Source organism: Methylophaga muralis (genome assembly GCF_001720165.1).
Taxonomy (GTDB): domain Bacteria; phylum Pseudomonadota; class Gammaproteobacteria; order Nitrosococcales; family Methylophagaceae; genus Methylophaga; species Methylophaga muralis.
The window spans coordinates 54754-77042 of the sequence record NZ_MCRI01000011.1; the positions used below are offsets into that span (position 1 = coordinate 54754).

22 protein-coding genes are annotated in these 22289 nt (G+C 45.7%); all 22 read left to right on the forward strand.

The window, feature by feature from the left end; genetic code table 11:
- The first annotated feature begins 62 nt into the window (after positions 1-62).
- Entirely contained in the window at positions 63-1313 is a 1251-nt protein-coding gene (urtA, locus tag A9E74_RS06560; RefSeq protein ID WP_069295842.1) for an urea ABC transporter substrate-binding protein, read from the forward strand.
- Positions 1314-1434: 121 nt separating this feature from the next.
- Complete coding sequence (gene urtB / locus A9E74_RS06565) at positions 1435-2358, forward strand: urea ABC transporter permease subunit UrtB (protein ID WP_069295843.1); 924 nt, start codon at positions 1435-1437, stop codon at positions 2356-2358.
- 13 nt (positions 2359-2371) lie between these two features.
- The gene (urtC, locus tag A9E74_RS06570; RefSeq protein ID WP_245652084.1) at positions 2372-3562 is read left to right on the forward strand and encodes an urea ABC transporter permease subunit UrtC; all 1191 of its coding nucleotides are present in this window, start codon (positions 2372-2374) and stop codon (positions 3560-3562) included.
- The gene (urtD, locus tag A9E74_RS06575; protein WP_069295845.1) at positions 3559-4305 is read left to right on the forward strand and encodes an urea ABC transporter ATP-binding protein UrtD; all 747 of its coding nucleotides are present in this window, start codon (positions 3559-3561) and stop codon (positions 4303-4305) included. The genes urtC and urtD overlap by 4 nt, the downstream gene beginning before the upstream one ends.
- Positions 4306-4326: 21 nt before the next feature.
- Positions 4327-5016 (forward strand): urea ABC transporter ATP-binding subunit UrtE, encoded by a 690-nt coding sequence (urtE, locus tag A9E74_RS06580; RefSeq protein ID WP_069295846.1) that lies wholly within the window; start codon positions 4327-4329, stop codon positions 5014-5016.
- 61 nt (positions 5017-5077) lie between these two features.
- Positions 5078-5968, forward strand: a complete 891-nt coding sequence (locus A9E74_RS06585) for an urease accessory protein UreD (protein WP_141696774.1) — start codon at positions 5078-5080, stop codon at positions 5966-5968.
- Between the two features lie 26 nt (positions 5969-5994).
- Positions 5995-6297, forward strand: coding sequence for an urease subunit gamma (gene ureA, locus A9E74_RS06590; protein ID WP_069295847.1), 303 nt, complete (start codon positions 5995-5997; stop codon positions 6295-6297).
- 11 nt (positions 6298-6308) lie between these two features.
- Positions 6309-6614 carry an urease subunit beta gene (locus tag A9E74_RS06595; RefSeq protein ID WP_069295848.1) on the forward strand — a complete coding sequence of 102 codons (306 nt, stop codon included), beginning with the start codon at positions 6309-6311 and terminating at the stop codon, positions 6612-6614.
- Positions 6614-8332: an urease subunit alpha gene (gene ureC, locus A9E74_RS06600; RefSeq protein ID WP_069295849.1), complete on the forward strand. Its 1719-nt coding sequence runs from the start codon at positions 6614-6616 to the stop codon at positions 8330-8332. The genes A9E74_RS06595 and ureC overlap by 1 nt, the downstream gene beginning before the upstream one ends.
- A gap of 8 nt (positions 8333-8340) precedes the next feature.
- A complete protein-coding gene (gene ureE, locus A9E74_RS06605) occupies positions 8341-8850 on the forward strand; it encodes an urease accessory protein UreE (RefSeq protein WP_069295850.1) in 510 nt (169 codons plus the stop codon).
- Positions 8828-9532, forward strand: a complete 705-nt coding sequence (locus tag A9E74_RS06610) for an urease accessory protein UreF (protein ID WP_069295851.1) — start codon at positions 8828-8830, stop codon at positions 9530-9532. The genes ureE and A9E74_RS06610 overlap by 23 nt, the downstream gene beginning before the upstream one ends.
- 18 nt (positions 9533-9550) lie before the next feature.
- Positions 9551-10159 carry an urease accessory protein UreG gene (ureG, locus tag A9E74_RS06615; RefSeq protein ID WP_069295852.1) on the forward strand — a complete coding sequence of 203 codons (609 nt, stop codon included), beginning with the start codon at positions 9551-9553 and terminating at the stop codon, positions 10157-10159.
- A 24-nt stretch (positions 10160-10183) separates the two neighbouring features.
- A complete protein-coding gene (locus tag A9E74_RS06620) occupies positions 10184-10753 on the forward strand; it encodes a HupE/UreJ family protein (protein WP_069295853.1) in 570 nt (189 codons plus the stop codon).
- A gap of 199 nt (positions 10754-10952) precedes the next feature.
- Complete coding sequence (locus A9E74_RS06625) at positions 10953-14360, forward strand: hybrid sensor histidine kinase/response regulator (protein ID WP_218104295.1); 3408 nt, start codon at positions 10953-10955, stop codon at positions 14358-14360.
- A complete protein-coding gene (locus tag A9E74_RS06630) occupies positions 14353-15309 on the forward strand; it encodes a response regulator transcription factor (protein ID WP_069295854.1) in 957 nt (318 codons plus the stop codon). The genes A9E74_RS06625 and A9E74_RS06630 overlap by 8 nt, the downstream gene beginning before the upstream one ends.
- Positions 15310-15425: 116 nt before the next feature.
- Positions 15426-16304 (forward strand): MOSC domain-containing protein, encoded by an 879-nt coding sequence (locus tag A9E74_RS06635; RefSeq protein WP_069295855.1) that lies wholly within the window; start codon positions 15426-15428, stop codon positions 16302-16304.
- A gap of 141 nt (positions 16305-16445) precedes the next feature.
- The gene (locus A9E74_RS06640; RefSeq protein ID WP_069295856.1) at positions 16446-17096 is read left to right on the forward strand and encodes a histidine phosphatase family protein; all 651 of its coding nucleotides are present in this window, start codon (positions 16446-16448) and stop codon (positions 17094-17096) included.
- Between the two features lie 129 nt (positions 17097-17225).
- Positions 17226-20174, forward strand: coding sequence for a DUF748 domain-containing protein (locus A9E74_RS06645; protein WP_069295857.1), 2949 nt, complete (start codon positions 17226-17228; stop codon positions 20172-20174).
- Between the two features lie 110 nt (positions 20175-20284).
- Entirely contained in the window at positions 20285-20530 is a 246-nt protein-coding gene (locus tag A9E74_RS06650) for a hypothetical protein (RefSeq protein WP_069295858.1), read from the forward strand.
- 33 nt (positions 20531-20563) lie between these two features.
- Complete coding sequence (locus A9E74_RS06655) at positions 20564-20944, forward strand: ATPase (protein ID WP_245652085.1); 381 nt, start codon at positions 20564-20566, stop codon at positions 20942-20944.
- A gap of 192 nt (positions 20945-21136) precedes the next feature.
- Complete coding sequence (locus A9E74_RS06660; protein WP_069295859.1) at positions 21137-21604, forward strand: hypothetical protein; 468 nt, start codon at positions 21137-21139, stop codon at positions 21602-21604.
- Positions 21605-21620: 16 nt separating this feature from the next.
- Positions 21621-22253 carry a DUF1294 domain-containing protein gene (locus tag A9E74_RS06665; protein ID WP_069295860.1) on the forward strand — a complete coding sequence of 211 codons (633 nt, stop codon included), beginning with the start codon at positions 21621-21623 and terminating at the stop codon, positions 22251-22253.
- Positions 22254-22289 lie beyond the last annotated feature (36 nt).

Genomic DNA, 22289 nt, shown 5'->3' on the forward strand with positions numbered 1-22289 from the left:
CAAAAAAACAAAACCGTTCGGAACAATGCTGTTCACTCTAATTTGTTAACAGGAGATACACGATGAGCTACTTTAGTCGACGAAAATTTTTAGGCAAAACCGGCGCACTGCTTAGTGCAATGGTAGCGGCTGGTTTTATTACCAGCACAGCAATGGCGGCGGATTATCCGACTGCTGAAGTCAACACCACGGGTCTGGCAGTAACCGATGACACAGTAACAGTAGGTATTTTGCATTCATTGACCGGCACCATGGCGATCAGTGAAACCGGTGCTCAGGAAGCTGAGAAACTGGCAATTAAACAGATCAATGAAAGCGGCGGTATCCTCGGCCGTCAAATCAAGATCATTCAGGAAGATGGCGCCAGTGACTGGCCGACTTTTGCTGAAAAATCACGCAAATTGTTACGTAATGACAAGGTAGCAGCGGTATTTGGTTGCTGGACTTCTGCATCACGTAAAGCGGTATTACCAATCTTTGAGCAAGAAAACGGTATTTTGTATTACCCGACTTTCTATGAAGGTTTGGAACAATCCAAAAACGTGATTTACACCGGTCAAGAAGCTACACAACAAATTCTGGCAGGTTTGGATTGGGTTGCTGAAGAAAAAGGCGCCAAAACATACTTCCTGATTGGTTCTGACTATATCTGGCCACGTACTTCAATGAAAATTGCGCGTATCCACATTGAAAAAGTGCTGGGCGGTCAAGTGGTTGGTGAAGAGTACAAACCTTTGGGTGACACTCAGTTCGGTTCAATCATCAACCGTATCCGTCTGAGAAAACCTGACGTTATCTTTGCTGCAGTAGTTGGTGGCAGTAATGTTGCCTGGTTCAAACAGCTGAATGCTGCAGGTATCACTTCTAAAAACCAGACTTTGCTGACTCTGTCGGTTACTGAAGATGAAGTATTGGGTATCGGCGGTGAAAACCTGGAAGGTTTCTACTCAGTAATGAAGTACTTCCAAAGCCTGGATAACCCGAACAACGTTGAGTTTGTAAAAGCATTTAAAGAAATGCACGGTGCAGACAGCGTTATCGGTGACGTAACTCAAGCAGCTTACCTTGGCCCTTGGTTATGGAAAGCAGCGGTTGAAAAAGCTGGCAGCTTCGATATCGACAAAATCGTAGAAGTTTCCAGAACTGGCGAAATCGAACTGGACACTGCGCCAGAAGGTTACGTCAAGCTGCATCCTAATCATCACTTGTGGAGTAAAACCCGCATCGGTCAATGGAATCGTGATGGTCAGGCAACCGTAGTATTTGAATCGGATCTGATTGAGCCAAATCCATTCCCAGAAGGTTACCAATAGATCGAACTAAACCATTCGCTAAACACAGGCTGGTCAATTTTGACCAGCCTGTCTGGGTGAAAGAAGGACAGAGTGTGAATCCACTCTTTGATTAATCGGAAAATGCATCGGAGTATCCGTTATGGGTGACTTTTCATTACAAGAATTGACTTCAATTCTGGCCATGCAAGGCTTTGTTGGGATTAGCTTGTTCAGCGTACTGCTGTTAATGGCGCTGGGTCTTGCAATCATCTTTGGGCAGATGGGCGTCATCAATATGGCCCATGGCGAATTTATGGCGATGGGAGCTTATACGACTTATCTACTCTCAGTCATGACACAAACGTATTTTCCTGAGTTAATGAATTACTACTTTTTAATAGCAATCGTTGCGTCATTCATTGTGGCGGGATCATTCGGCTATTTAACAGAATATGTATTAATCAGGCATCTCTATAAACGACCTTTGGATACGCTGCTGGCGACCTGGGGTTTAAGCCTGATTATGCAACAATCATTTCGCTCCTTTTTTGGAGCACGCGAAGTCAGCCCAACACTGCCGGACTGGTTAATGGGGTCCTGGATGCCAACCGATTCTATCTTTATTCCAATTAACGGTATGTTTGTATTGGGTCTAACTGGTTTCGTGACACTTGGCGTATTTCTGCTGATGTATCGCTCAGCATGGGGGCTGAATGTGCGTGCCACTACACAAAATCGCGTAATGAGTGGAGCAGTAGGTATCAACACCAAACGGGTTGACCGACTGACCTTTGCTTTAGGTTGCGGTATTGCCGGTATTGCCGGTGCAGCCTTTACCACCATTGCTTCAACAGGGCCGACCTCTGGTTCCTTGTATATCGTTGATACGTTCATGGTCGTGGTGTTTGGTGGTGCAGCCAGCTTGTTCGGCACCATTGCCTCAGCGTTTACCATTGCACAGGCACAATCCATTCTTGAATTCTTCATCAGCAGCTCAATGGCGAAAGTCCTGACACTGCTGACGCTAATCATCATTTTGATGATTCGCCCTGAAGGTTTGTTCTCTTCCAAAGTTCGTAAATAATTAGCAGGAGATAATGATGAATTTTGTCTATGAGCGATTTTTGGGCGGTAAGAACGGGGCGTTGGCCATTGCCATTCTGGCCATCCTGATTTTGGTGATTTTCCCGCTGTTTCTGGATGCCTTCCGGTTGAATCTGGTCGGTAAATATTTAACCTTCGCCTTTGCGGCTGTAAGTCTGGTGTTGTTATGGGGTTACGGTGGTATTTTAAGTTTGGGACAAGGTGTGTTCTTTGGTCTGGGTGGTTATGCCATGGCCATGTTCCTCAAACTGGAGGCTTCCGATCCTGAAAGCACCAAGATCCAGACTACACCGGGTATTCCTGATTTTATGGATTGGAATCAGCTGTATGAGTTGCCCTGGTTCTGGATACCTTTTGAGAGTTTTACTTTTACCTTATTAGCGATCATTCTGGTGCCCTCTATCTTTGCGTTCATCATTGGTTATTCAATGTTTAAACGTCGGGTGGGCGGGGTGTACTTTGCGATCATCACTCAGGTTATCGCGGTGATCCTGACCGTGTTAATCGTCGGTCAGCAAGGTTATACCGGTGGTATCAATGGTATTACCGATTTAAAAACACTTAATGGTTGGGATATTCGTACTGATTCGGCCAAGTTAGCCCTCTATTTCATTAATGCTTTATTACTGCTTGGCGTCATCATGCTGAGCAAGTTCATCCTGACCAGTAAGTTCGGCCAATTGCTGTTGGCGATGAAAGATAAAGAAGATCGGGTGCGCTTTTCCGGTTACGACGTTTCTAACTTCAAGATCTTTGTGTTCTGTGTGTCTGCGGTAATTGCAGCCATTGGTGGCGCGATGTTTACGCTGCAGGTCGGCTTTATGTCACCTTCATTTGTCGGCATTGTGCCGTCGATTGAGATGGTTATCTTTGCCGCTGTTGGTGGACGCATGTCCTTAATCGGTGTGGTTTACGGCACCTTGTTGGTCAACTTTGGTAAAACCGGCTTTTCGGAAACCTTCCCTGAATTATGGTTGTTCCTGATGGGCGGTTTGTTTATCGCAGTGGTTATGTTCTTCCCGAACGGACTGGCGGGTATCTGGAATAAATATGCACCTAAAGTGCCATTTTTGCGGCCATTAGTGAACAGTTCTACAAATGCGGAAACAAAATCCGCACCAGCCAAAATTGAATCTGAATCGACCATTGAACCTGAATCGACAACTGAGGGAGCCAAATCATGACCACCACTACCGATTTTTTATTGGCGATTGAAGATCTCACGGTTTCGTTTGATGGCTTCAAGGCGGTTGATTCATTAACCATGTATATCGACAAAAATGAGTTGCGCGTGGTTATCGGCCCTAATGGTGCCGGTAAAACCACATTACTGGATTTGATTTGCGGTAAAACCAAATCCAGTTCCGGCTCAATCAGCTTTAAAAACAAAGAAATGACCAAAATGGCAGAACATGAAATTGTGCGTGCCGGTATCGGCCGCAAGTTTCAAACGCCATCAATCTATGAAAACCTGACGGTGTATCAGAATCTGGAAGTTTCTTATCCAGAAGGTCGTGGCGTTTTTGGCAGTTTGTTTTTCCAAACTACCGATGAAGTCATCAAGCGTGTCAATGAAGTGGCTAAGGAAATTCAGCTGGAAAACTTTCTGGATACCGAGGCGGCGATTCTCAGTCACGGTCAGAAACAATGGCTGGAGATCGGCATGTTGCTGATGCAAGACCCGGAATTATTGATGCTCGATGAGCCAGTGGCCGGCATGAGTGCCAAGGAACGTGACGAAACGGCTGAGTTACTTAACCGAATCTGCGAAAACCGTTCGGTAATAGTAATTGAGCATGATATGGAATTCGTCAAAAAGATCGCCCGCAAAGTCACCGTACTACATCAAGGGAAAATCCTTGCTGAAGGTACGATGGAGAAGGTGCAGGCGGATGAAAAGGTCATTGAAGTCTATCTTGGGCATTGATTTTAAGCTGGGAGATTAACCATGTTTGAAGTAGAAAATTTACAAGTAAGTTATGGCCAAAGCCAGGTTATTCATGACATCAGCTTTAAAGTCGACAAAAATGAAACATTGGCGATTATGGGCCGCAATGGCATGGGTAAAACCACGTTATTTAAATCTTTGATGGGCATTCTGCCGAGTCAGGCAGACAAGGTCAGCATTGCAGGGGTCAGTGTTGGCGGCATGGAAAGTCATCAACGTGTGGCGAATGGCATTGCCTATGTGCCACAAGGCCGGATGATTTTTTCGAATCTGACGGTGCAGGAAAATATCGAAACCGGTTTGCAGGTTTCTAAAATGAAATCGATTCCGGATGAGATTTTTGCATTGTTTCCGGTGCTGCATGATATGCGGCATCGTAAGGGCGGTAACTTGTCGGGTGGACAGCAGCAGCAATTAGCTATTGCAAGGGCGCTGGTTACCAATCCGAAAGTGTTGTTGCTGGATGAGCCAACAGAGGGTATTCAACCGTCGATCATCAAAGATATTGCCAAGGTATTAAACGAAATCCGCAAAATGCGTGAAATCACTATTATCGTTTCCGAGCAGGTTTTGAGTTTCACCATGGAAATCGCCGACCGCATTATCGTGATTGAAAAAGGCAAGTTTATTCATGAGGATATGCGTGCTGACGTTGATGCGGCGATGATCAAAAAGTATCTAACGGTCTAAAACGATTGTTATTGATTAGGAAATATGATGCTCTATGCTCAACATGAAGGAGTGTGTTGGCATGAATGTGCGCTCAGAACCAGTTTTACCGATAACCCAACAAATTGAAAAACCTGCAATTAATCAGTTGATGACTGGCTGGGATGCCAGTCTCAAACTGATATTCGATAGCCGCTCCGCTAAAACTATTCTGGCTCGCCGCCAGCATCATGGCCCGTTAGTCATTCAAAAAATTCTCTACCCCGAAGGTAACAATCCGGCTCATGGGGTGATTATTCATCCTCCCGGTGGTGTTGCAGGTGGCGATAGCCTGCAGCTAACGGTAGAAATGCAAAGCGATTCATCTGCGTTATTAACTACTCCCGGTGCCACCAAATGGTATAAATCTGCTGGTCGGCGGGCCAGTCAACATATTGCAATGACAGTGGCTGAAAATAGTCAGCTGGAATGGTTACCACAGGAAAATATCGTGTTTGATGGCGCTGATGTGGCGTTGCATACTCAAATTCAACTCAGTGAAAATGCCGTGTTTGCCGGATGGGAAGTGGTTTGTCTGGGGCGGCAAGCTAGTGGCGAACGTTGGAATAGCGGACGTTTTCGCCAACAGTTATCTATTAAACGTGACAGCAAACTGATTTGGAATGAAACGGCATTACTAAAACCCGATAGCCCCTTGTTAACGTCGATTGCAGGATTACGATCGCAGGTGGTGTTTGGCAGTTTAGTGGTGGCAGCAGGCAATACTCCCGCTGAGATCCTGAAGGATTGCCAACAGATAACGCTGGATTCGACAGCGACATACGGCGTCTCGGCGCTACCGGATATTTTTACCGCGCGTTACATTGGGCCTTGCGCTCAGGAAGCCAAAATCTATTTTGAAAAACTATGGCACTGCTTACGTCCCTGGTATGGCAACCGCCAGGCCATTCGACCACGCATATGGGCCACCTAGACTGATAAAAAAAGGTTGGAAAAACAATGGAACTGACCCCTAGAGAAAAAGATAAATTACTGATTTTTACCGCCGCGTTGGTGGCTGAACGTCGTAAAGACCGTGGTTTGAAACTGAATTACCCGGAAGCGGTGGCCTATATTTCTGCTGCGATTATGGAAGGCGCTAGAGACGGCCGAACGGTTGCTGAACTGATGGATTTTGGCGCGACATTGCTGACACGGGATGATGTGATGGATGGTATTGCTGAAATGCTGCCGGAAATACAGGTCGAAGCCACTTTCCCTGATGGCACCAAACTGGTGACCGTGCATAACCCAATTATCTGAGGACACTGACAATGATTCCAGGTGAAATGCGAGTAAAAGCGGGCGATTTGCAGATGAATGTAGATCGTGAGCTGGTCACAATTGATGTGTCTAACAGCGGCGACCGACCGGTACAGATTGGTTCTCACTATCATTTTTTTGAAGTCAACGATGCGTTGCAGTTTGATCGACAGCTGGCTTATGGATTTCGCTTGAATATTGCCCCTGGAACCGCTGTCCGGTTTGAGCCTGGCCAGACCCGCACTGTTGAATTGGTCGCTTTATCCGGTTTACGTCAGGTTTACGGTTTTGCCGGCCGCGTTATGGGAGCCTTGTGATGAGTCTGAAAATCGATCGGCAAGCCTATGCCGAAATGTTTGGCCCCACGGTGGGTGATAAAGTCCGGCTGGCCGATACCGAATTATGGATTGAAGTCGAGCAGGATCTGACCACCTATGGCGAAGAGGTTAAGTTTGGCGGCGGTAAAGTTATACGTGATGGTATGGGGCAATCCCAGTTAGTCGCCAGTGAAGTCGCCGATACCGTTATTACCAATGCACTGATTATTGATGCGGTGACCGGCATTATCAAAGCCGATGTGGCGATTAAAGACGGCCATATCTGGGCTATTGGCAAAGCCGGTAATCCAGATATTCAACCCAATGTCACCATCCCGATAGGTGCCGGTACCGAAATTATTGCCGGTGAAGGCATGATCCTCACTGCTGGCGGCATTGATAGTCATATTCACTGGATCTGCCCGCAACAGATTGAAGAAGCCTTAATGTCGGGTATTACCACCATGCTGGGTGGCGGAACTGGCCCAGCAACAGGTACTTATGCAACCACCTGTACACCCGGACCCTGGCATATTCACCGGATGCTGGAAGCTGCCGAAGCCTTTCCAATGAATCTGGGTTTTTTCGGTAAAGGCAATGTGTCTCAGTCACAACCAGCGAGAGAGCAGGTTGAAGCCGGAGTTATCGGTCTGAAATTACATGAAGACTGGGGCACCACACCCGCGGCGATTGATAACTGTTTGTCCGTTGCGGATGAGATGGATATTCAGGTGGCAATTCATACTGATACGTTAAATGAGTCGGGCTTTGTCGAAACCACTTTGGCCGCCTTTAAAGGCCGCACCATTCATACTTTCCACACTGAAGGTGCCGGTGGCGGCCATGCACCGGATATTATTAAAGCCATTGGTTCTTCCAATGTATTGCCTTCATCAACCAATCCAACAAGACCGTTTACCATCAATACGTTGGATGAACATCTGGATATGTTGATGGTGTGTCATCACTTGGATCCATCTATTGCTGAAGATGTGGCATTTGCCGAATCACGTATTCGCCGCGAAACCATTGCCGCAGAAGACATTCTGCATGACACCGGTGCGTTTGCGATGATGTCATCGGACTCTCAAGCGATGGGACGGGTTGGTGAAGTAGTGATTCGCACTTGGCAGACCGCGCATAAAATGAAAGTCCAACGTGGTCCGCTCAAAGAGGATGCCGAACGCGCAGAGGGTGACTGCGATAACTTCCGGATTAAGCGTTATATTGCCAAATACACCATTAACCCAGCGATAACCCATGGCATTTCGCATAAAGTCGGTTCCATTGAAGCCGGTAAATTTGCTGATTTAGTGTTATGGCGTCCGGCGTTTTTTGGGGTAAAACCGACCCTGATATTAAAAGGCGGCATGATTGCAGCAGCGGCGATGGGCGATCCTAATGCGTCTATCCCGACACCACAGCCCGTGCATTATCGGCCAATGTTTGGCAGTTTTGGTAAAGCCTTGAAAACCTCATTAACCTTCGTTTCCGAAGCCGCTTTATCGAATCCGGCGGTCAAGGCACTGGATTTACAAAAGCCACTGGTCGCCGTGAAAAACTGCCGAAATATCAGCAAAAAAGATATGGTATTCAACGATGCCACGCCCAAGATTGAGGTGGATCCGGAAACCTATCAGGTGCTGGCCGATGGCGAGTTATTAATCTGTGAACCGGCAACCGAACTGCCGATGGCACAGCGTTACTTCTTATTCTAGGTTTTAAAATGTTATCGATTTCCACCAAGCTTGATCACATCCACACCGATACGGTGATAGATGATGTGGTCAGTCTCAGTTTTGATTTACGGCAGAAAAGCCGTATTCGTGTGACCTTACAATCCGGTAAAGAAGCCGCGTTATATATGCAGCGTGGAACGATATTACGCGGTGGCGATTTTTTGCGTGCCGATAGTGGCGAGGTAGTTGAGGTAATTGCCGCCGATCAGGCAGTAATGATAGTAACTGCTACCACCTCAAAAGCTTTAACCCGAGCAGCTTATCATTTGGGGAATCGACATGTTCCGCTGGAAATCGGCGATGGCTGGCTGAAACTGGAAACCGATTCAGTGCTAAAAGATATGTTGCTGGGCTTAGGCGTTGAGGTTGAAGAATTACAAGCACCGTTTGAACCAGAATCCGGTGCTTATGCTGGCGGTGGCGGACATCACCATCATCATGACGATGATCATTCACACGATCACAGTCACGCCCATGAACACGGCCACAGTCACTAAAATGAGTTCAGCTTCGCTGTCACGTCTATTACAACTCGCCAGCCCGATGCTACCGGTCGGTGCCTACAGTTATTCGCAAGGATTGGAATGGGCGATTGAATCTGGGGATGTGAAGGATATCGACTCATCGAAACAGTGGATTGGTGATGTGCTATCGATTTATTTTGCCAATTTTGAATTACCGGTTTTATTGAGGTTATATAAAGCCTGGCAGCAAATGGATGGCTTGCAAATTCAGTACTGGGATGAATATTATCAGGCAGGTCGCGATAGCAGCGAAGCCCTCGCTGAAACCCGGCAGATGGCCTATTCATTATTAAGATTGCAACGTGATTTAGCTACCTGGCCACCGCAAATCGTTCTAATCAGTGGTACTTTGCAGCAACCGGCCTTTCCAACTATCTATTCCGTCACAGCGTTGTGCTGGGAGATTTCACTCAGTGATATGTTGCATGCCTATGCCTGGTCGTTTCTGGAAAATCAGGTCAGTGCAATCATGAAAGCTGTGCCGTTAGGCCAAGTGGCCGGGCAACGCATTTTGTCAGAATTAGCCATGACGCTTCCCACACTGGTAGAAAAAGCCATGCAGTTGCCAGATGATGAGCTCCAGAATTTTTGTCCGGCGCTGAGCATTGCCGCTTGCCGCCATGAAACCCAATATTCGCGTTTATTTCGCTCATAAATTATAGAGAAACGTAAGATGAAAGAACCTTTACGAGTAGGCATTGGTGGTCCAGTTGGTTCCGGTAAAACGGCATTAACGCTGGCTTTATGTAAGCGATTGCGCGATAAATATAATATTGCGGTGGTGACCAATGATATTTACACCAAAGAAGATGCCGAGTTTTTAACGCGCAACGAAGCGCTGTCAGCAGATCGCATTATTGGGGTAGAAACGGGTGGTTGTCCGCATACCGCCATCCGTGAAGATGCGTCAATGAACCTGGAAGCAGTTGCCCAGTTGAGTAAACGCTTCGACCCATTAGATATCGTATTTGTGGAAAGTGGTGGCGATAACCTCGCTGCCACCTTCAGTCCGGAATTATCCGATCTGACCCTCTACGTTATCGATGTATCTGCTGGTGAGAAAATTCCACGAAAGGGTGGACCTGGAATTACCAAATCCGATTTGCTGGTGATCAATAAAACCGATCTGGCACCGCTGGTAGGTGCGTCATTGGAAGTTATGGATCGCGATTCAAAACGTATGCGTGGTGAACGACCGTTTGTGTTTACCAACCTGAAGCAGGAAGACGGATTGGAAACTATTGTGGCTTTTATTGAAAAGCAGGGATTAATGTTGAATTAATCTTATTTCAAACAAGGAAATGACATGAAAAAAATGATGTTAATGCTATTGGGCATGCTGGCTTTCCCAGCCATTGCGTTTGCCCATCCGGGACACGATATGGCTAATTTTGCCAGTGGATTTACGCATCCGTTTACCGGAATTGATCATTTACTGGTGATGTTGGCTGTGGGCTATTGGGCAGGACAATCTCAATCATCAGCCCGTTGGCAGGTGCCTATGCAGTTTGTCGTGTTTATGTTGGGCGGCGTGGTGTTAGGTGCGATGATTTCTGGCTTGGCATTTGTTGAAGTGGCGATAGCTGTTAGCGTTCTGGCGATGGGCCTGGTAATTTTATTAAACACGTCGATTAACTGGATCTGGCAACTGGCCTTGACCACCGTATTTGCTCTGTTACATGGCTTTGTTCACGGTCAGGAACTGGTTGCAGCAGGCAATGGCTTAGCGGCTGTAGCAGGTATGTTGTTGGCGACGACGATTTTATTAAGTTTAGGCGTATATCTCGCTAGCTTTAAAGATCAAATCGGCTTGTTGTTACAACGTGGTTTAGCCGCATTGTTAACATTTAGTGGGCTGTATTTGCTAATTGCGTAATACATCACTCAAGCATGGCAGGGGGCATGATAATCCCCTGCCAGATTTGGATTTACAAAAACCAATACGTAATATTACGTAGATAAAAGTAAACTGCTCATACGTTATGCTGTGATTGGATAAGTTATATCCAGCTCACGATAAATTTGGAGCTCGGACATCGCTCAATCTATCGGGCTAAATTTATCGGGAATAGAAGTTGAAAACCAACGATGCTTTGATGGATTCATCAGAACATAACGCACCGCAACGTATTGTTAAACTTCGCCGTGATTACAATACCTGGGTCGCCAACGAAACGCTGGAAGACTATGCACTGCGTTTCACACCTCACTCTTTTCGAAAGTGGTCGATTTTTCGTGTCTCCAATACCGCTCTGGGTGCTATTTCCTTTCTGGTTTTAGAGGTCATCGGCGGTGCCTTGGCGGTTAACTTCGGTTTTGTAAATGCTTTCTGGGCCATTCTGACCATCAGTCTGATTATTTTCCTGACCAGTCTGCCTATCAGTTACTACGCTGCCAAATACGGTCTGGATATGGATCTGCTAACCCGTGGTGCGGGTTTCGGTTATATCGGGTCGACCATATCGTCGTTTGTCTACGCCACATTTACCTTTATTCTGTTTGCGCTCGAAGCCGTCATCATGGCCTATGCGCTCAGCATGTATTTCAACTTACCAATCTACGTCTGGTATCTGATTTCCGCGGTGGTGATTATTCCGCTGGTCACCCACGGGGTTACGTTAATCAGCCGAATTCAGATGATCACCCAGCCGGTATGGCTGTTTTTAATGGTGCTGCCCTTTATCTTTATTTTTGCCAAAGAACCGGATGCAGTGAGAGGTTTGATGAGTTTTGCCGGTGCTTCAGGGTTTGACGGCGGTTTTAATATTTACATGTTTGGTACAGCCATAGCGATTGGTATGGCATTAATTCCCCAAGTTGGTGAACAGGTGGATTTTCTGCGATTTATGCCGGAAAAAACGCAAAAAAACCGGTTTAGGTGGCATTTTGGTGTGATTATGGCCGGTCCTGGTTGGATCTTTATCGGCATGATCAAAATGTTTGCCGGGGTGTTATTGGCTTATCTGGTGTTGATGGGGGCTCAATCTGTTGAACAAGCCGTCAACCCGACTTATATGTATCACGTCGCATTCAGCTATGTGTTTTCCAACGCGGATGTTTTGCTCGCCGTCACGGTATTTTTTGTGGTGTTGTCGCAGGTCAAAATCAATATCACCAATGCTTATGCAGGTTCTCTGGCCTGGTCTAATTTCTTTGCCCGTCTGACTCATAGCCATCCAGGCCGCGTGGTGTGGTTATTATTCAATGTATTGATAGCCACCATGTTGATGCTACTGGATGTATTTCAGGCACTTGAACAGATTTTGGGGCTGTATTCGAATATTGCGATTTCCTGGATCACGGCAGTGGTCGCCGATCTAATCATCAATAAACCGTTGGGGTTAAGCCCGAAAGGTGTCGAATTCCGCCGGGCTTATCTATATGACATCAATCCGGTTGGTGTCGGAGCTATGGTGATTGCTTCAATATTGTCAGTATTAAGCTTTGTCGGCGTGTTTGGATTGGAAGCCCAGTCTTTCTCATCGTTTATTGCCATGTTTGCTGCATTGATTTGTTCACCATTAATTGCCTGGTGGACCAAAGGGAAATATTATCTGGCGCGTCAGCCGTATAAGTTTCATCCAGGAAAAACCAAAGAAACCTGCAGTATCTGTGAACGTGAATACGAGATTGATGACGTGGCGTATTGCCCGGCTTATCAAGGGGCGATTTGTTCGTTGTGTTGTTGCCTGGACGCACGTTGCAACGATGCCTGTAAACCGCATGCCAAACTGGATTCACAGTGGCAAGCCGCGATGACCAAATTACTGCCTAAGTCGTTATGGGGTTATATCCAAAATGGCGTTGGACATTACATCCTATTGATGGGGATGACGGTGTTATTGCTGGCGTCGATATTCGGCTTGATTTATCTACATATCTCATTAACCCTGACCGGAAATGCCGCGCAAATCCTGCCAGAGATCAGGGTAGGCTTTTTAAAAGCGTTTTTTGCACTGGTTTTAGTTAGTGGCATTATTGTCTGGTGGCTGATTCTGACATCACAAAGTCGTAATGTGGCACAACAGGAATCCAATCATCAAACCAGTTTGTTACAACGCGAGATCATGCTGCATGAACAAACTGACGTGGCCTTACAACGAGCCCGGGTTGTTGCCGAGCAGGCCAATCAGGCAAAAAGTCGCTATATAACGGGCATTAGTCACGAATTACGCACCCCGCTAAACAGTATTCTGGGTTATGCCCAGTTGATGGATAACAATACCGATGTGACCGCCGAAAACAAAAATGCCATCAAGGTCATTTTGCGTAGTGGTGAGCATCTATTGTCATTAATTGAAGGTACGCTGGATATTGCTCGTATTGAAGGTGGAAAACTGCAATTTGACATCAAATCGCTACGTTTTCCTGAATATATCCAGCAAATTATTAGCATGTTTGAATTACAGGCGATTAATAAAGGGCTGAAATTTGAATATGAAATCAGCTCGGATCTGCCACGAATTGTGCGGGCAGATCACAAACGTTTAAGCCAGATTTTGATCAATATCATCGGCAATGCGGTGAAATATACCCGGGAAGGCTCGATTCATCTGCGCTTTACCCATGCACGGGAGTTTTTATCGATAGAAGTTGAAGATACCGGTCCAGGAATTAAGCAGGCTGAATTAGATAAAATATTTGAACCATTCGTGCGAGGCAGTGCGGCCCAAGGCGTTGGTGGAACTGGGTTAGGCTTGACTATCAGCAAATTGCTCACTGAATTGATGGGCGGTGTGTTGCATGTCGAAAGTCAGGTGGGCAAGGGCACAACTTTCTTTGTCAGACTGTTTTTGCCATCGGTTAGGGTCGAAGAGGACTTACCGATTTTGTCCACTCGGATGCCAGTCGGTTACAAAGGTCCACGCCGGAAACTGCTGGTGGTCGATAATGAACCGGTAGATCGCGAGCTGTTATTAAATATTCTTGAGCCTTTAGGATTTGAAGTCAGAGAAGCGGCATCGGGAGCAGAATGTTTGCGCATTTATCCTGAGTTTCAGCCAGAAATCATTTTTATGGATTTGGCGATGCCAGAAATGGATGGTTGGGAAACCTGCCATCTGATTCGTAATGTGCATAAATCCGATGTGAAAATCGGCATTATCTCTGCCAATGCATTTGATAAAAACCTGGAAAACTCCTCGGGCATCACCGACAAGGACTTCATTTTAAAACCCGTTAATTTATATGAGTTAATCAATTGGATTGGCGAGCGACTGAATCTGCAGTGGATAGAAAACAAAGAAGAGCTGGCGCTTGAGTCTGTTGCAACCGACTATGTGTTGCCTTCGCATGAGGTGATGAACGAGCTATTAGGGATGATTAATATGGGGTATTTGGTCGGTGTAAGAAAACTGATCAATGATATTGATGAACAACAATTGGCCTGCCCGCAATTTGTTGCGGAACTTCGCCAAATGTCTGAAAAATTTCAATTGGGCACCATGAAAACCTTTATAGAAGAGAAATTAGCTGATGTCTGAAAGTTTGATCAACGCAGTCGTTTTGGTGGTCGATGACACACCCGATACTTTGGCACTTTTGCACGACGCTTTGGTGGAATCCGGTTATACCGTTTTGGTGGCAGATAATGGATTATCGGCTTTAAAAATCAGCTTGGAAGCGAGTCCGGATATTGTATTGCTGGATGCATTAATGCCCGGTATGGATGGCTTTGAGGTGTGCCGTATTTTGAAGCAGGATTTGAATACCCGGCATATTCCAGTGATTTTCATGACAGGTCTGACCGAATCCGAGCATGTAGTTGCTGGCTTCTCGGCTGGCGGTATCGATTATGTAACCAAACCGTTAAGCCCGGTCGAAGTTATCGCCCGAATTAACACCCACCTTAAAAACTCACGTTTAATCAATCAAACTCAAGGCGCATTAGATGCGTTTGGTCAGGCGGCCATTGCGGTGTTACCGAAAACCGGCAAGATCGTTTGGCAAACCCCATTGGCCAGGCAATTGATCGAAAAATACATGAGTCATGAAGATGATTTGTTGATTCAAGATACCCCGGATGCGTTGCAGGAATGGGTGATGCAATTACATCAGGGTGGTGAGCGACGATTGCGACCTTATATTGTGCACAAACCTACCGGACGACTTATTTTTAATGCCGCCGATCTGCAAAGCGAAGAGCAGTGGTTGATTTTGTTACGCGAAGAATCCGAAACCGCACAGATTGAAGCATTACGCGCCATCTTCAACCTGACCAATCGCGAATCGGAAGTATTACATTGGGTGATTTTGGGTAAAACCGATAAAAGTATCGGTGAAATCCTCGGCACCAGTCCACGGACCGTGAATAAACATATGGAGCATGTGTTTACCAAACTTGGCGTCGAAACCCGCACTGCAGCGGCTTCGCTTGCGGTCAACAAACTACGCTCTATAAGCGGCAGTAATAGTTTTGGCGTAAACGAATAAAACGATCGCAGCTAATCCAGGCAAATTTTCTAACAACTTTCGTGTATTACAACGGCGTAATCATGAAATAACACTGAAAAGGCTTTTAACAGCCTTGAGCTATTTCAGGAGTACTCATGATTAAAGTCGGCACTGTGCAACAAATCTGGCGTTACCCGGTGAAAGGCATGGCAGGTGAAAGTCTGAATTATTGCCACCTTGGTGATATGGGCCTGCAAGGCGATCGTATATGGGCGTTACAGGATACCGCACGACAAGAAATCCAAAGCTGCAAATTCAGACCACAATTATTACGTTGTGTAGCGCGTTGTCGTAGCCCGCAGATGACTGGCCCACATGATGAAGTGGATATTCTGTTACCAGACGGCAGAGTGATGGGTAGTGACGATCCGCTGATTCACCAAGCCTTAACAGAATTAACCGGCCACGATTCGACTCTGGAATCACTTCGGCCATTAGCTGAACTGGATTTTTACCGTCGTCACAAAAAAGATGACCATACCTGGCTGGAAGAACTAAAAGCGACATTTGATCGGGAAGAGGGTGAACCTTTGCCCGAGATCCTCGATGACTTGCCTTCAGCAGCAAAGGACTTTGTTTCTATCCCAGGTACGTTTTTTCTGGTGACACCTTTTCACTTACTCACCACCGCGACGCTGGCTCATATGCAACAACTCAATCCTGAAGCCGATTGGAATGTACAACGTTTTCGTCCAAATCTGGTTATCGAAACCCTGCCTGGTATGGAAGGTTTAGTTGAACAGGCGTGGGTAGATAATAAACTGCGAATCGGCCGTGCCACCATTGAATGCAATAGCACCACGCCGCGTTGTGGGGCAGTAACCCGATCTCAACAATCGCTGGAATCTGACAACAGTATTCTGCGAACCATCGTGCAAAAAGCCGATCAAAATCTGGGTGTTTACGGAGCAATTAAACAAAGTGCGGTGATCCGTCTGGGCGATGAGGTTTTTCTGCAAAATAGCGACTGTTAAAAGCAAGTTAGGCTTGATCCCATTTCTGCATCAAGTAAACTGCTTCATCCGCAAAAAAATTGTCCGGTCACGGTTTAATCAAGCTGTGAGTGGCACAAATCATTGCTCGCAATTGCTATAAATACCTCGTAAGGAATCCGTATGGCGTCACGCTCTAAAGCATTGATCTATAAAAGAGTCTTGTTGTTTAGCTTGTTACCTTTCTCTTTTTTCAGTTTGATGTTTTTGCTGCTGCAACAGCCAGTTCTGCTCGATTTGTCTGACAATCACCAAACGGAAGTGGCCTCACTCAAATCCAGTTGGGAAAACGGCGAAGTGATTGCGGTCATTCATCACCTTGAGAGCTGTGAAGGCAAGGATGTTCAATGCTGGAACACAGAAAACGAAAATGGCATCAGCAAACGATCGCTGGGAATGGGGTACGCCCTGGCAGAAGACCTGCAGATTTTAGGTCTGCATAAAGCCGATATCTATTACAGTCCACAGCAACGCAGTGAAGAAACCTCGCGAGTCTTGTTTAGCTATGAAGGTGTTGCCGATGAAAGCCTGGCTCAATGCGATGTCGATAATCAGTTGTTGAACGCCGCGATGGAAAATAAACGCACTGAGAGGAATCTGGTTTTTGTGGTGTATGGCGATTGCATAAGCGAATTTCAAAAGAATCTGGGCGCTAGTCGTGATACCCCAACTTACGCAACGACGCTGTTTGCTATCAATCGCTCATCAGGCAGCAAGCCCCGCTTACTCGGTTTTGTGAAGGCCGAAGATTGGGAAAGTACATTTGGCTGGTAGATCGTGAAAAAAAAACGACTCAAAATCGTTGGCCGAAATAAATGGGCTATTAATTAGGCCTTCAATTACGCCCAAGCGGTTTATTTCGGTAAACTGATTCATCTCTACCTCTGAGATGAGCTATCAGCAATGGAATCTGCCAAAAACACCTTTCTGAAATTTCGAAGTCTGCTGATCTGGGTTGTCAGTATTTTGCTGTTATATACCTTGATAGGCTTCTTTCTGCTGCCTTGGCTGGCCGAACGTCAATTGGTCAAAACACTGCATGAGAGACTGGGTGTTGAGGCCAGCGTCGAAAAAATACACTTTAATCCGTATACCTTTGAAGCAACCGTCGATAAGTTGCATCTGGCAAATGAACAGAATGAGCCGCTAGCCGCGTGGGACAAGTTTTATTTCAATCTGCAGCCTCTGCAGTTGTTTCAACTTAAACTGCGAATTGAAGAAATCACCATTGATGCACCGAAGCTTTATTTCCAACGTTATTCCTCTAGCGAAAACACACTGACCCGATTAGCAGAACGGTGGAATGTGACTGCCAAAACGGATGTTGCCGAAGATGTTGATCCGTTAGAAGACAACGAACAATCTGGACCGTTATTCACGCTGGAAATCGGCGAGTTCAACTACACCAATGGTGAAATTGCTTATCGTGATGATGTGCCAGCGTCTCGTTTTGAAACGCTGCTGAGCCCGATTAATATTCATTTGGATCATTTTTCAACAGCGGCCGGTGAAACGGCGAATAAGGATCTGGTTTTTGCACTGGAAAATGATGCAAAGCTGACCTTAAACGGCAAAATGGTGTTATCTCCGCTACAGTTTACTGGCGAGGTTAACCTCGAAAATTTCAGTCTGCAGACACCGTATCGATATCTGCAGGCTCAGCTGCCATTTGAACTGCAACAAGGCAGGCTGGTTTTACAGCTGGCCTATGATATTGATTTGGCCGATACCGCAAACGTTGAACTGAGTGAGATCAATCTGGACCTGTCCGGATTCAGTTTGCATCAACCGGGCGAAGCCGCTGCTTTATTACAAGGCGGCTCGCTAACAGTCAGCAACGGCCAATTTGTGTTTCCCGATAACCAGCTAACGATTGATGATGTGGCGCTTAATGACTTCAAAATTGCTGCTACACAAAATAGCGAGGGCGAATTCAATTGGCTGCAGCTGTTTGAGCCATTGCTGGAAGGCAATACTGATGACGAGCCAACAGAGAGTGAATTGGCACCGCTACAACTGAATATTGCCAATATCGAAATAAATAACACTCGTTTAGCAGTGGAAGATCAGATGCCGGCCTCAGCTGCCAATCTGGCTTTGCTGCTCTCTGCCACACTGCAAAACTTCAGTCTGGCAGAAGATCAACAGATGCCATTTACCACGCTTATCAGCTTGGATTCAGGCGGTGAAATCACGGCAGAAGGGGATCTGCAGTTATTTCCCAGCGTGGCTGTTCAAGCCGAAACAGGCATCGATCAGTTGTCATTAATACCTGTGCAGCCCTACTTAAATAAGTTTGCCCATATCGAAATGGTCAGTGGCAAAATCGACTCTGCCGCCAGCATCACATCCAATCCACAAGAGCCTTTTGCGATCCAGGGCAACCTGACGCTTTCAGATATGCAGCTGGATAACCAGCAGCTTGATGAGAAGTTGTTAAGTCTCGATAACTTGTCTGTAAACAGCATAGATTTTTCACTCGCCAAGCAACGCGTGGCGATATCAGAAGTCATTATTGACGAGCTTTATAGCCGGGTATTAATTAACGAAAACGGCGAAACCAATCTGGCATTGCTGATAAAAGAACAGCCTGAATCTGAGGCCAGCCAAACGGAGTCCACCAATTCAGAAACCTCGAGCAGCTATGACGTTTCGCTGGGCCGAGTGAAAATTAACAATGCCAGTTCACGGTTTACTGATCAGAATCTGCCGATTGTCTTTGATGCACTTATGCAGAACCTGAATGGCGAAATCAGTGGCTTTTCGACCAGCTCAAAACAACCAGTCGATATCGCTCTGGAGGGCCAGGTCGATGAATATGGCATGGTGGAAATTGATGGTGCGATGAATCCATTGGATGTTATGGCTCAGACCTCTATCAAACTGGCGTTCAGTAATTTGGATCTGCCTGCAATGAGTCCTTACACCGTTAAGTTTGCCGGACGGCAGATCGCCGAAGGCAAGGGTGATATTGATCTGACCTATGAGGTTGTCGACAGTGAGTTAACAGCCTCTAACAACATCGTGATCCGTGATATCAAATTAGGTGAACGGGTCGAAACGCCAGGCGCTATGGATTTACCGTTGGATCTGGCAGTGGGATTACTTAAAAACAGCAAAGGTGTCATCGAACTCAACATACCCGTGAGTGGCAATGTAAACGACCCACAATTCGCGATGGGCCCGGTGATTCGAGGGGCTATCGGCAATGCACTACGCAATATCGTGTCGGCACCTTTCCGTTTTCTGGGCAGCCTGATTGGTATTGGTAATGATGAATCAATTGATGAGCTTCGCTTTCGTGCTGGACGAGCTGATCTGGCACCTCCCGAGCAAGAAAAGCTGCATAAGTTAGTCGAAGCATTAGCACAACGACCACAACTGGCATTGCAAATACCAGCACCGTTTGATGAAGCTGCCGATAGACAGAGATTGCAAGTAACTGCCGTGGAATCACGAATTGATACACGTCTGAATGAAACGGAATCCACACAACAACTCAATGAAAAACGTCAGCATGTGCTGGAAGCTTTATATCTTCAAGCAGGCCTAAGCCCTGACTTGCAAACCTTGCAGCAGGAATTTTCAACAACCGAAGATGCGAATGAGCAATCACAAGCTGAACTGGATATATTGGCCTATAACGATAGCCTCAAAAAACGCTTGATTGAAACCGAAACCGTTAGCGATGCTCAGCTGCAACAGTTAGCTCAGCAAAGACAACAAGCCGTAATCGAATTCATCAAACAAAACGGTGAATTAAACGATGACCAACTACAAACCACAGACAGTGTTTCTACTAAATTGGATGATGGCTGGCTGAGCATGAAGTTTGATCTGGAAACGATCTAAATACGTGTTTTGAATAGGCAGTTAGAACGTCAAAAATGAAAAGGCCAGAGATATAGTCTGGCCCCTTTGATCGTGTCCCCAATGACACACCCTGAGAAAGGATCACTGGCATGACAACCATAGACTACAAGGCAATGCTTGAAGTGGCGATCAACGAAGCCCGTCAAGGCTTAGCTGAAGGCGGTATTCCTATTGGTGCTGCGGTTTTCAATAAAATGGCGTGGAAGCTATCGATCTTAATTCGCAGGAAAGTATTCAAATGCTTGGCGATTTCATTGCTCAAAATCCTGAAATCTGGAACGAAGATATCGGCGAGGAATAGAGGCTATTCTTTTGGTCATTCAAACTATTCCTAATAACAGCAGCAAACAAAAATACTGGAATTTATTATGAAAGTTGAAACGTTAAGAGATGTCCTTCACTGGACAAGCGAGTTCCATCAACACCTCGCGGAATGTTTGAAACGTGGGGCCGATAAAACTGAAAATACGCGAGCACAAATGCTTCTCAACTATTTGTCAGAGCATGAAGAAAAGCTCGGACACGCTGGGCACCAATTCGAAGTCACAGGCAACGAGCATGCATTAAATACCTGGTGCTATGAGTACTTTGATAAAAACCCCATCGTGCAACATCATCATTGTGATGCACCATTTGCTGAACTCTCGACCACCGACATTATGCAAGTAATCATTCATCAACATCAGCAGATCATTGACCTTTATCGTTACCTGCATGACCGTGCAGATATAGATCGGCAAAAGAATTGATGGAAGAACTCAGATCTTTTGAAGAGCATGAAATCATGGTGATGTCACAGTCAGCTAATCGATTGGAAGATATTTAAGATTGAAAAATTTCAAAGAATCAATCACATATTAGCTCTTTGATATTCGAAGTCTGTTTTGATCGGGTATAAATAGTTGTTGCCCATTAACTTATTGTTAGATGAGTGAATAACCATGGATATAACCATTCCAACAGCGCTTAAAACACTCTCTGCCGGTGGTTCTGCAATGCAGTCAATGACTTCATGGTGGAAAAAATCTAAGGGAGATTCCCGGGCACTCATTGGCGAGCTTAAAGATAATCTGCAATATCTCGATATGATCGCTAACGACGGCGTGCCAATAGGTGATGTGGTAGAAAAGCTTAGTATTGTTGAATACAAACGCTTGTCCAGAGAAGGCTTCAATTTCAATAACCTGAAGAAATCAAAAATCTCCAATTACCCGTCTCTTAAAGGCACCGATCTGGAAAGTTGGGGAGGCAAGGAAACCGAAGCGTTGGTTGTTTCTATCTACGATAAGTTAAATGAGATAAAAATACGCTTTCCTCATGTAGGAGATAACCAAAAATACCGTTGGAAAGTGCGGGTCAATAATATTCGCAAAAGAATATGGTTATTGCTAGTGCACGTTGGCAGCTAAGAAATCAAGGGAAGGCATGAAGCTACAAGGGAAAATATCAAACTGGAATGATGATCGAGGATTTGGTTTTGTCGAGCCAAATGGTGGTGGAGAGCGTGCTTTTGTTCATATCAAGGCCTTTAACCCACCATCCCGTAGACCAGTAAATGGCGAAGTCATCATCTACGAAATCGTTCGCGATAATAACAATCGTTATAAAGCTGAAAACATCCAATTTGCTCGTGACATTTCCAAGTCAAAAAAACGAGAAAAAGTAAAAAGCCAAAGAGGCTTTGGGGGCGTCTTTACGATTATCTTTTTCATTGGACTGTCGGTATCAGTCTTTAGTGGGAAGCTGCCTTTAGTTATTATCGGTATATATCTAGTGATGAGTCTAATTGCGTTTATCGCTTACGCAATGGATAAATCTGCAGCTCAAAATGGCCGATGGAGGACTCAAGAAAACACCTTGCATTTAATTTCTCTACTGGGTGGTTGGCCAGGTGCATATATCGCCCAAAAGAACTTACGTCATAAATCGATTAAGAAAGCGTTTATAAATGTTTATTGGGTAACGGTTTTGTTGAATTTAGGTGGTTTGTTTTGGCTTCATACAGAAAAAGGGGCAAACTTCATTAATAATGTGGTTTTTCCATTATTCAATGGCTAACAAGCAAATCAAGTTGGCAGACTCCTTGATTGCACT

Bases quoted from the DNA above. Each gene is read 5' to 3' on its own strand.
- ureA (WP_069295847.1), top strand. From the start codon at position 5,995: ATGGAACTGACCCCTAGAGAAAAAGATAAATTACTGATTTTTACCGCC.
- A9E74_RS06620 (WP_069295853.1), top strand. From the start codon at position 10,184: ATGAAAAAAATGATGTTAATGCTATTGGGCATGCTGGCTTTCCCAGCC.
- A9E74_RS06645 (WP_069295857.1), top strand. From the start codon at position 17,226: ATGGAATCTGCCAAAAACACCTTTCTGAAATTTCGAAGTCTGCTGATC.
- urtC (WP_245652084.1), top strand. From the start codon at position 2,372: ATGATGAATTTTGTCTATGAGCGATTTTTGGGCGGTAAGAACGGGGCG.
- urtE (WP_069295846.1), top strand. From the start codon at position 4,327: ATGTTTGAAGTAGAAAATTTACAAGTAAGTTATGGCCAAAGCCAGGTT.
- ureC (WP_069295849.1), top strand. From the start codon at position 6,614: ATGAGTCTGAAAATCGATCGGCAAGCCTATGCCGAAATGTTTGGCCCC.
- A9E74_RS06595 (WP_069295848.1), top strand. From the start codon at position 6,309: ATGATTCCAGGTGAAATGCGAGTAAAAGCGGGCGATTTGCAGATGAAT.
- A9E74_RS06655 (WP_245652085.1), top strand. From the start codon at position 20,564: ATGAAAGTTGAAACGTTAAGAGATGTCCTTCACTGGACAAGCGAGTTC.
- A9E74_RS06630 (WP_069295854.1), top strand. From the start codon at position 14,353: ATGTCTGAAAGTTTGATCAACGCAGTCGTTTTGGTGGTCGATGACACA.
- A9E74_RS06660 (WP_069295859.1), top strand. From the start codon at position 21,137: ATGGATATAACCATTCCAACAGCGCTTAAAACACTCTCTGCCGGTGGT.
- A9E74_RS06665 (WP_069295860.1), top strand. From the start codon at position 21,621: ATGAAGCTACAAGGGAAAATATCAAACTGGAATGATGATCGAGGATTT.
- urtA (WP_069295842.1), top strand. From the start codon at position 63: ATGAGCTACTTTAGTCGACGAAAATTTTTAGGCAAAACCGGCGCACTG.
- A9E74_RS06650 (WP_069295858.1), top strand. From the start codon at position 20,285: ATGACAACCATAGACTACAAGGCAATGCTTGAAGTGGCGATCAACGAA.
- A9E74_RS06635 (WP_069295855.1), top strand. From the start codon at position 15,426: ATGATTAAAGTCGGCACTGTGCAACAAATCTGGCGTTACCCGGTGAAA.
- urtB (WP_069295843.1), top strand. From the start codon at position 1,435: ATGGGTGACTTTTCATTACAAGAATTGACTTCAATTCTGGCCATGCAA.
- urtD (WP_069295845.1), top strand. From the start codon at position 3,559: ATGACCACCACTACCGATTTTTTATTGGCGATTGAAGATCTCACGGTT.
- ureE (WP_069295850.1), top strand. From the start codon at position 8,341: ATGTTATCGATTTCCACCAAGCTTGATCACATCCACACCGATACGGTG.
- A9E74_RS06585 (WP_141696774.1), top strand. From the start codon at position 5,078: ATGAATGTGCGCTCAGAACCAGTTTTACCGATAACCCAACAAATTGAA.
- A9E74_RS06640 (WP_069295856.1), top strand. From the start codon at position 16,446: ATGGCGTCACGCTCTAAAGCATTGATCTATAAAAGAGTCTTGTTGTTT.
- A9E74_RS06610 (WP_069295851.1), top strand. From the start codon at position 8,828: ATGAACACGGCCACAGTCACTAAAATGAGTTCAGCTTCGCTGTCACGT.
- ureG (WP_069295852.1), top strand. From the start codon at position 9,551: ATGAAAGAACCTTTACGAGTAGGCATTGGTGGTCCAGTTGGTTCCGGT.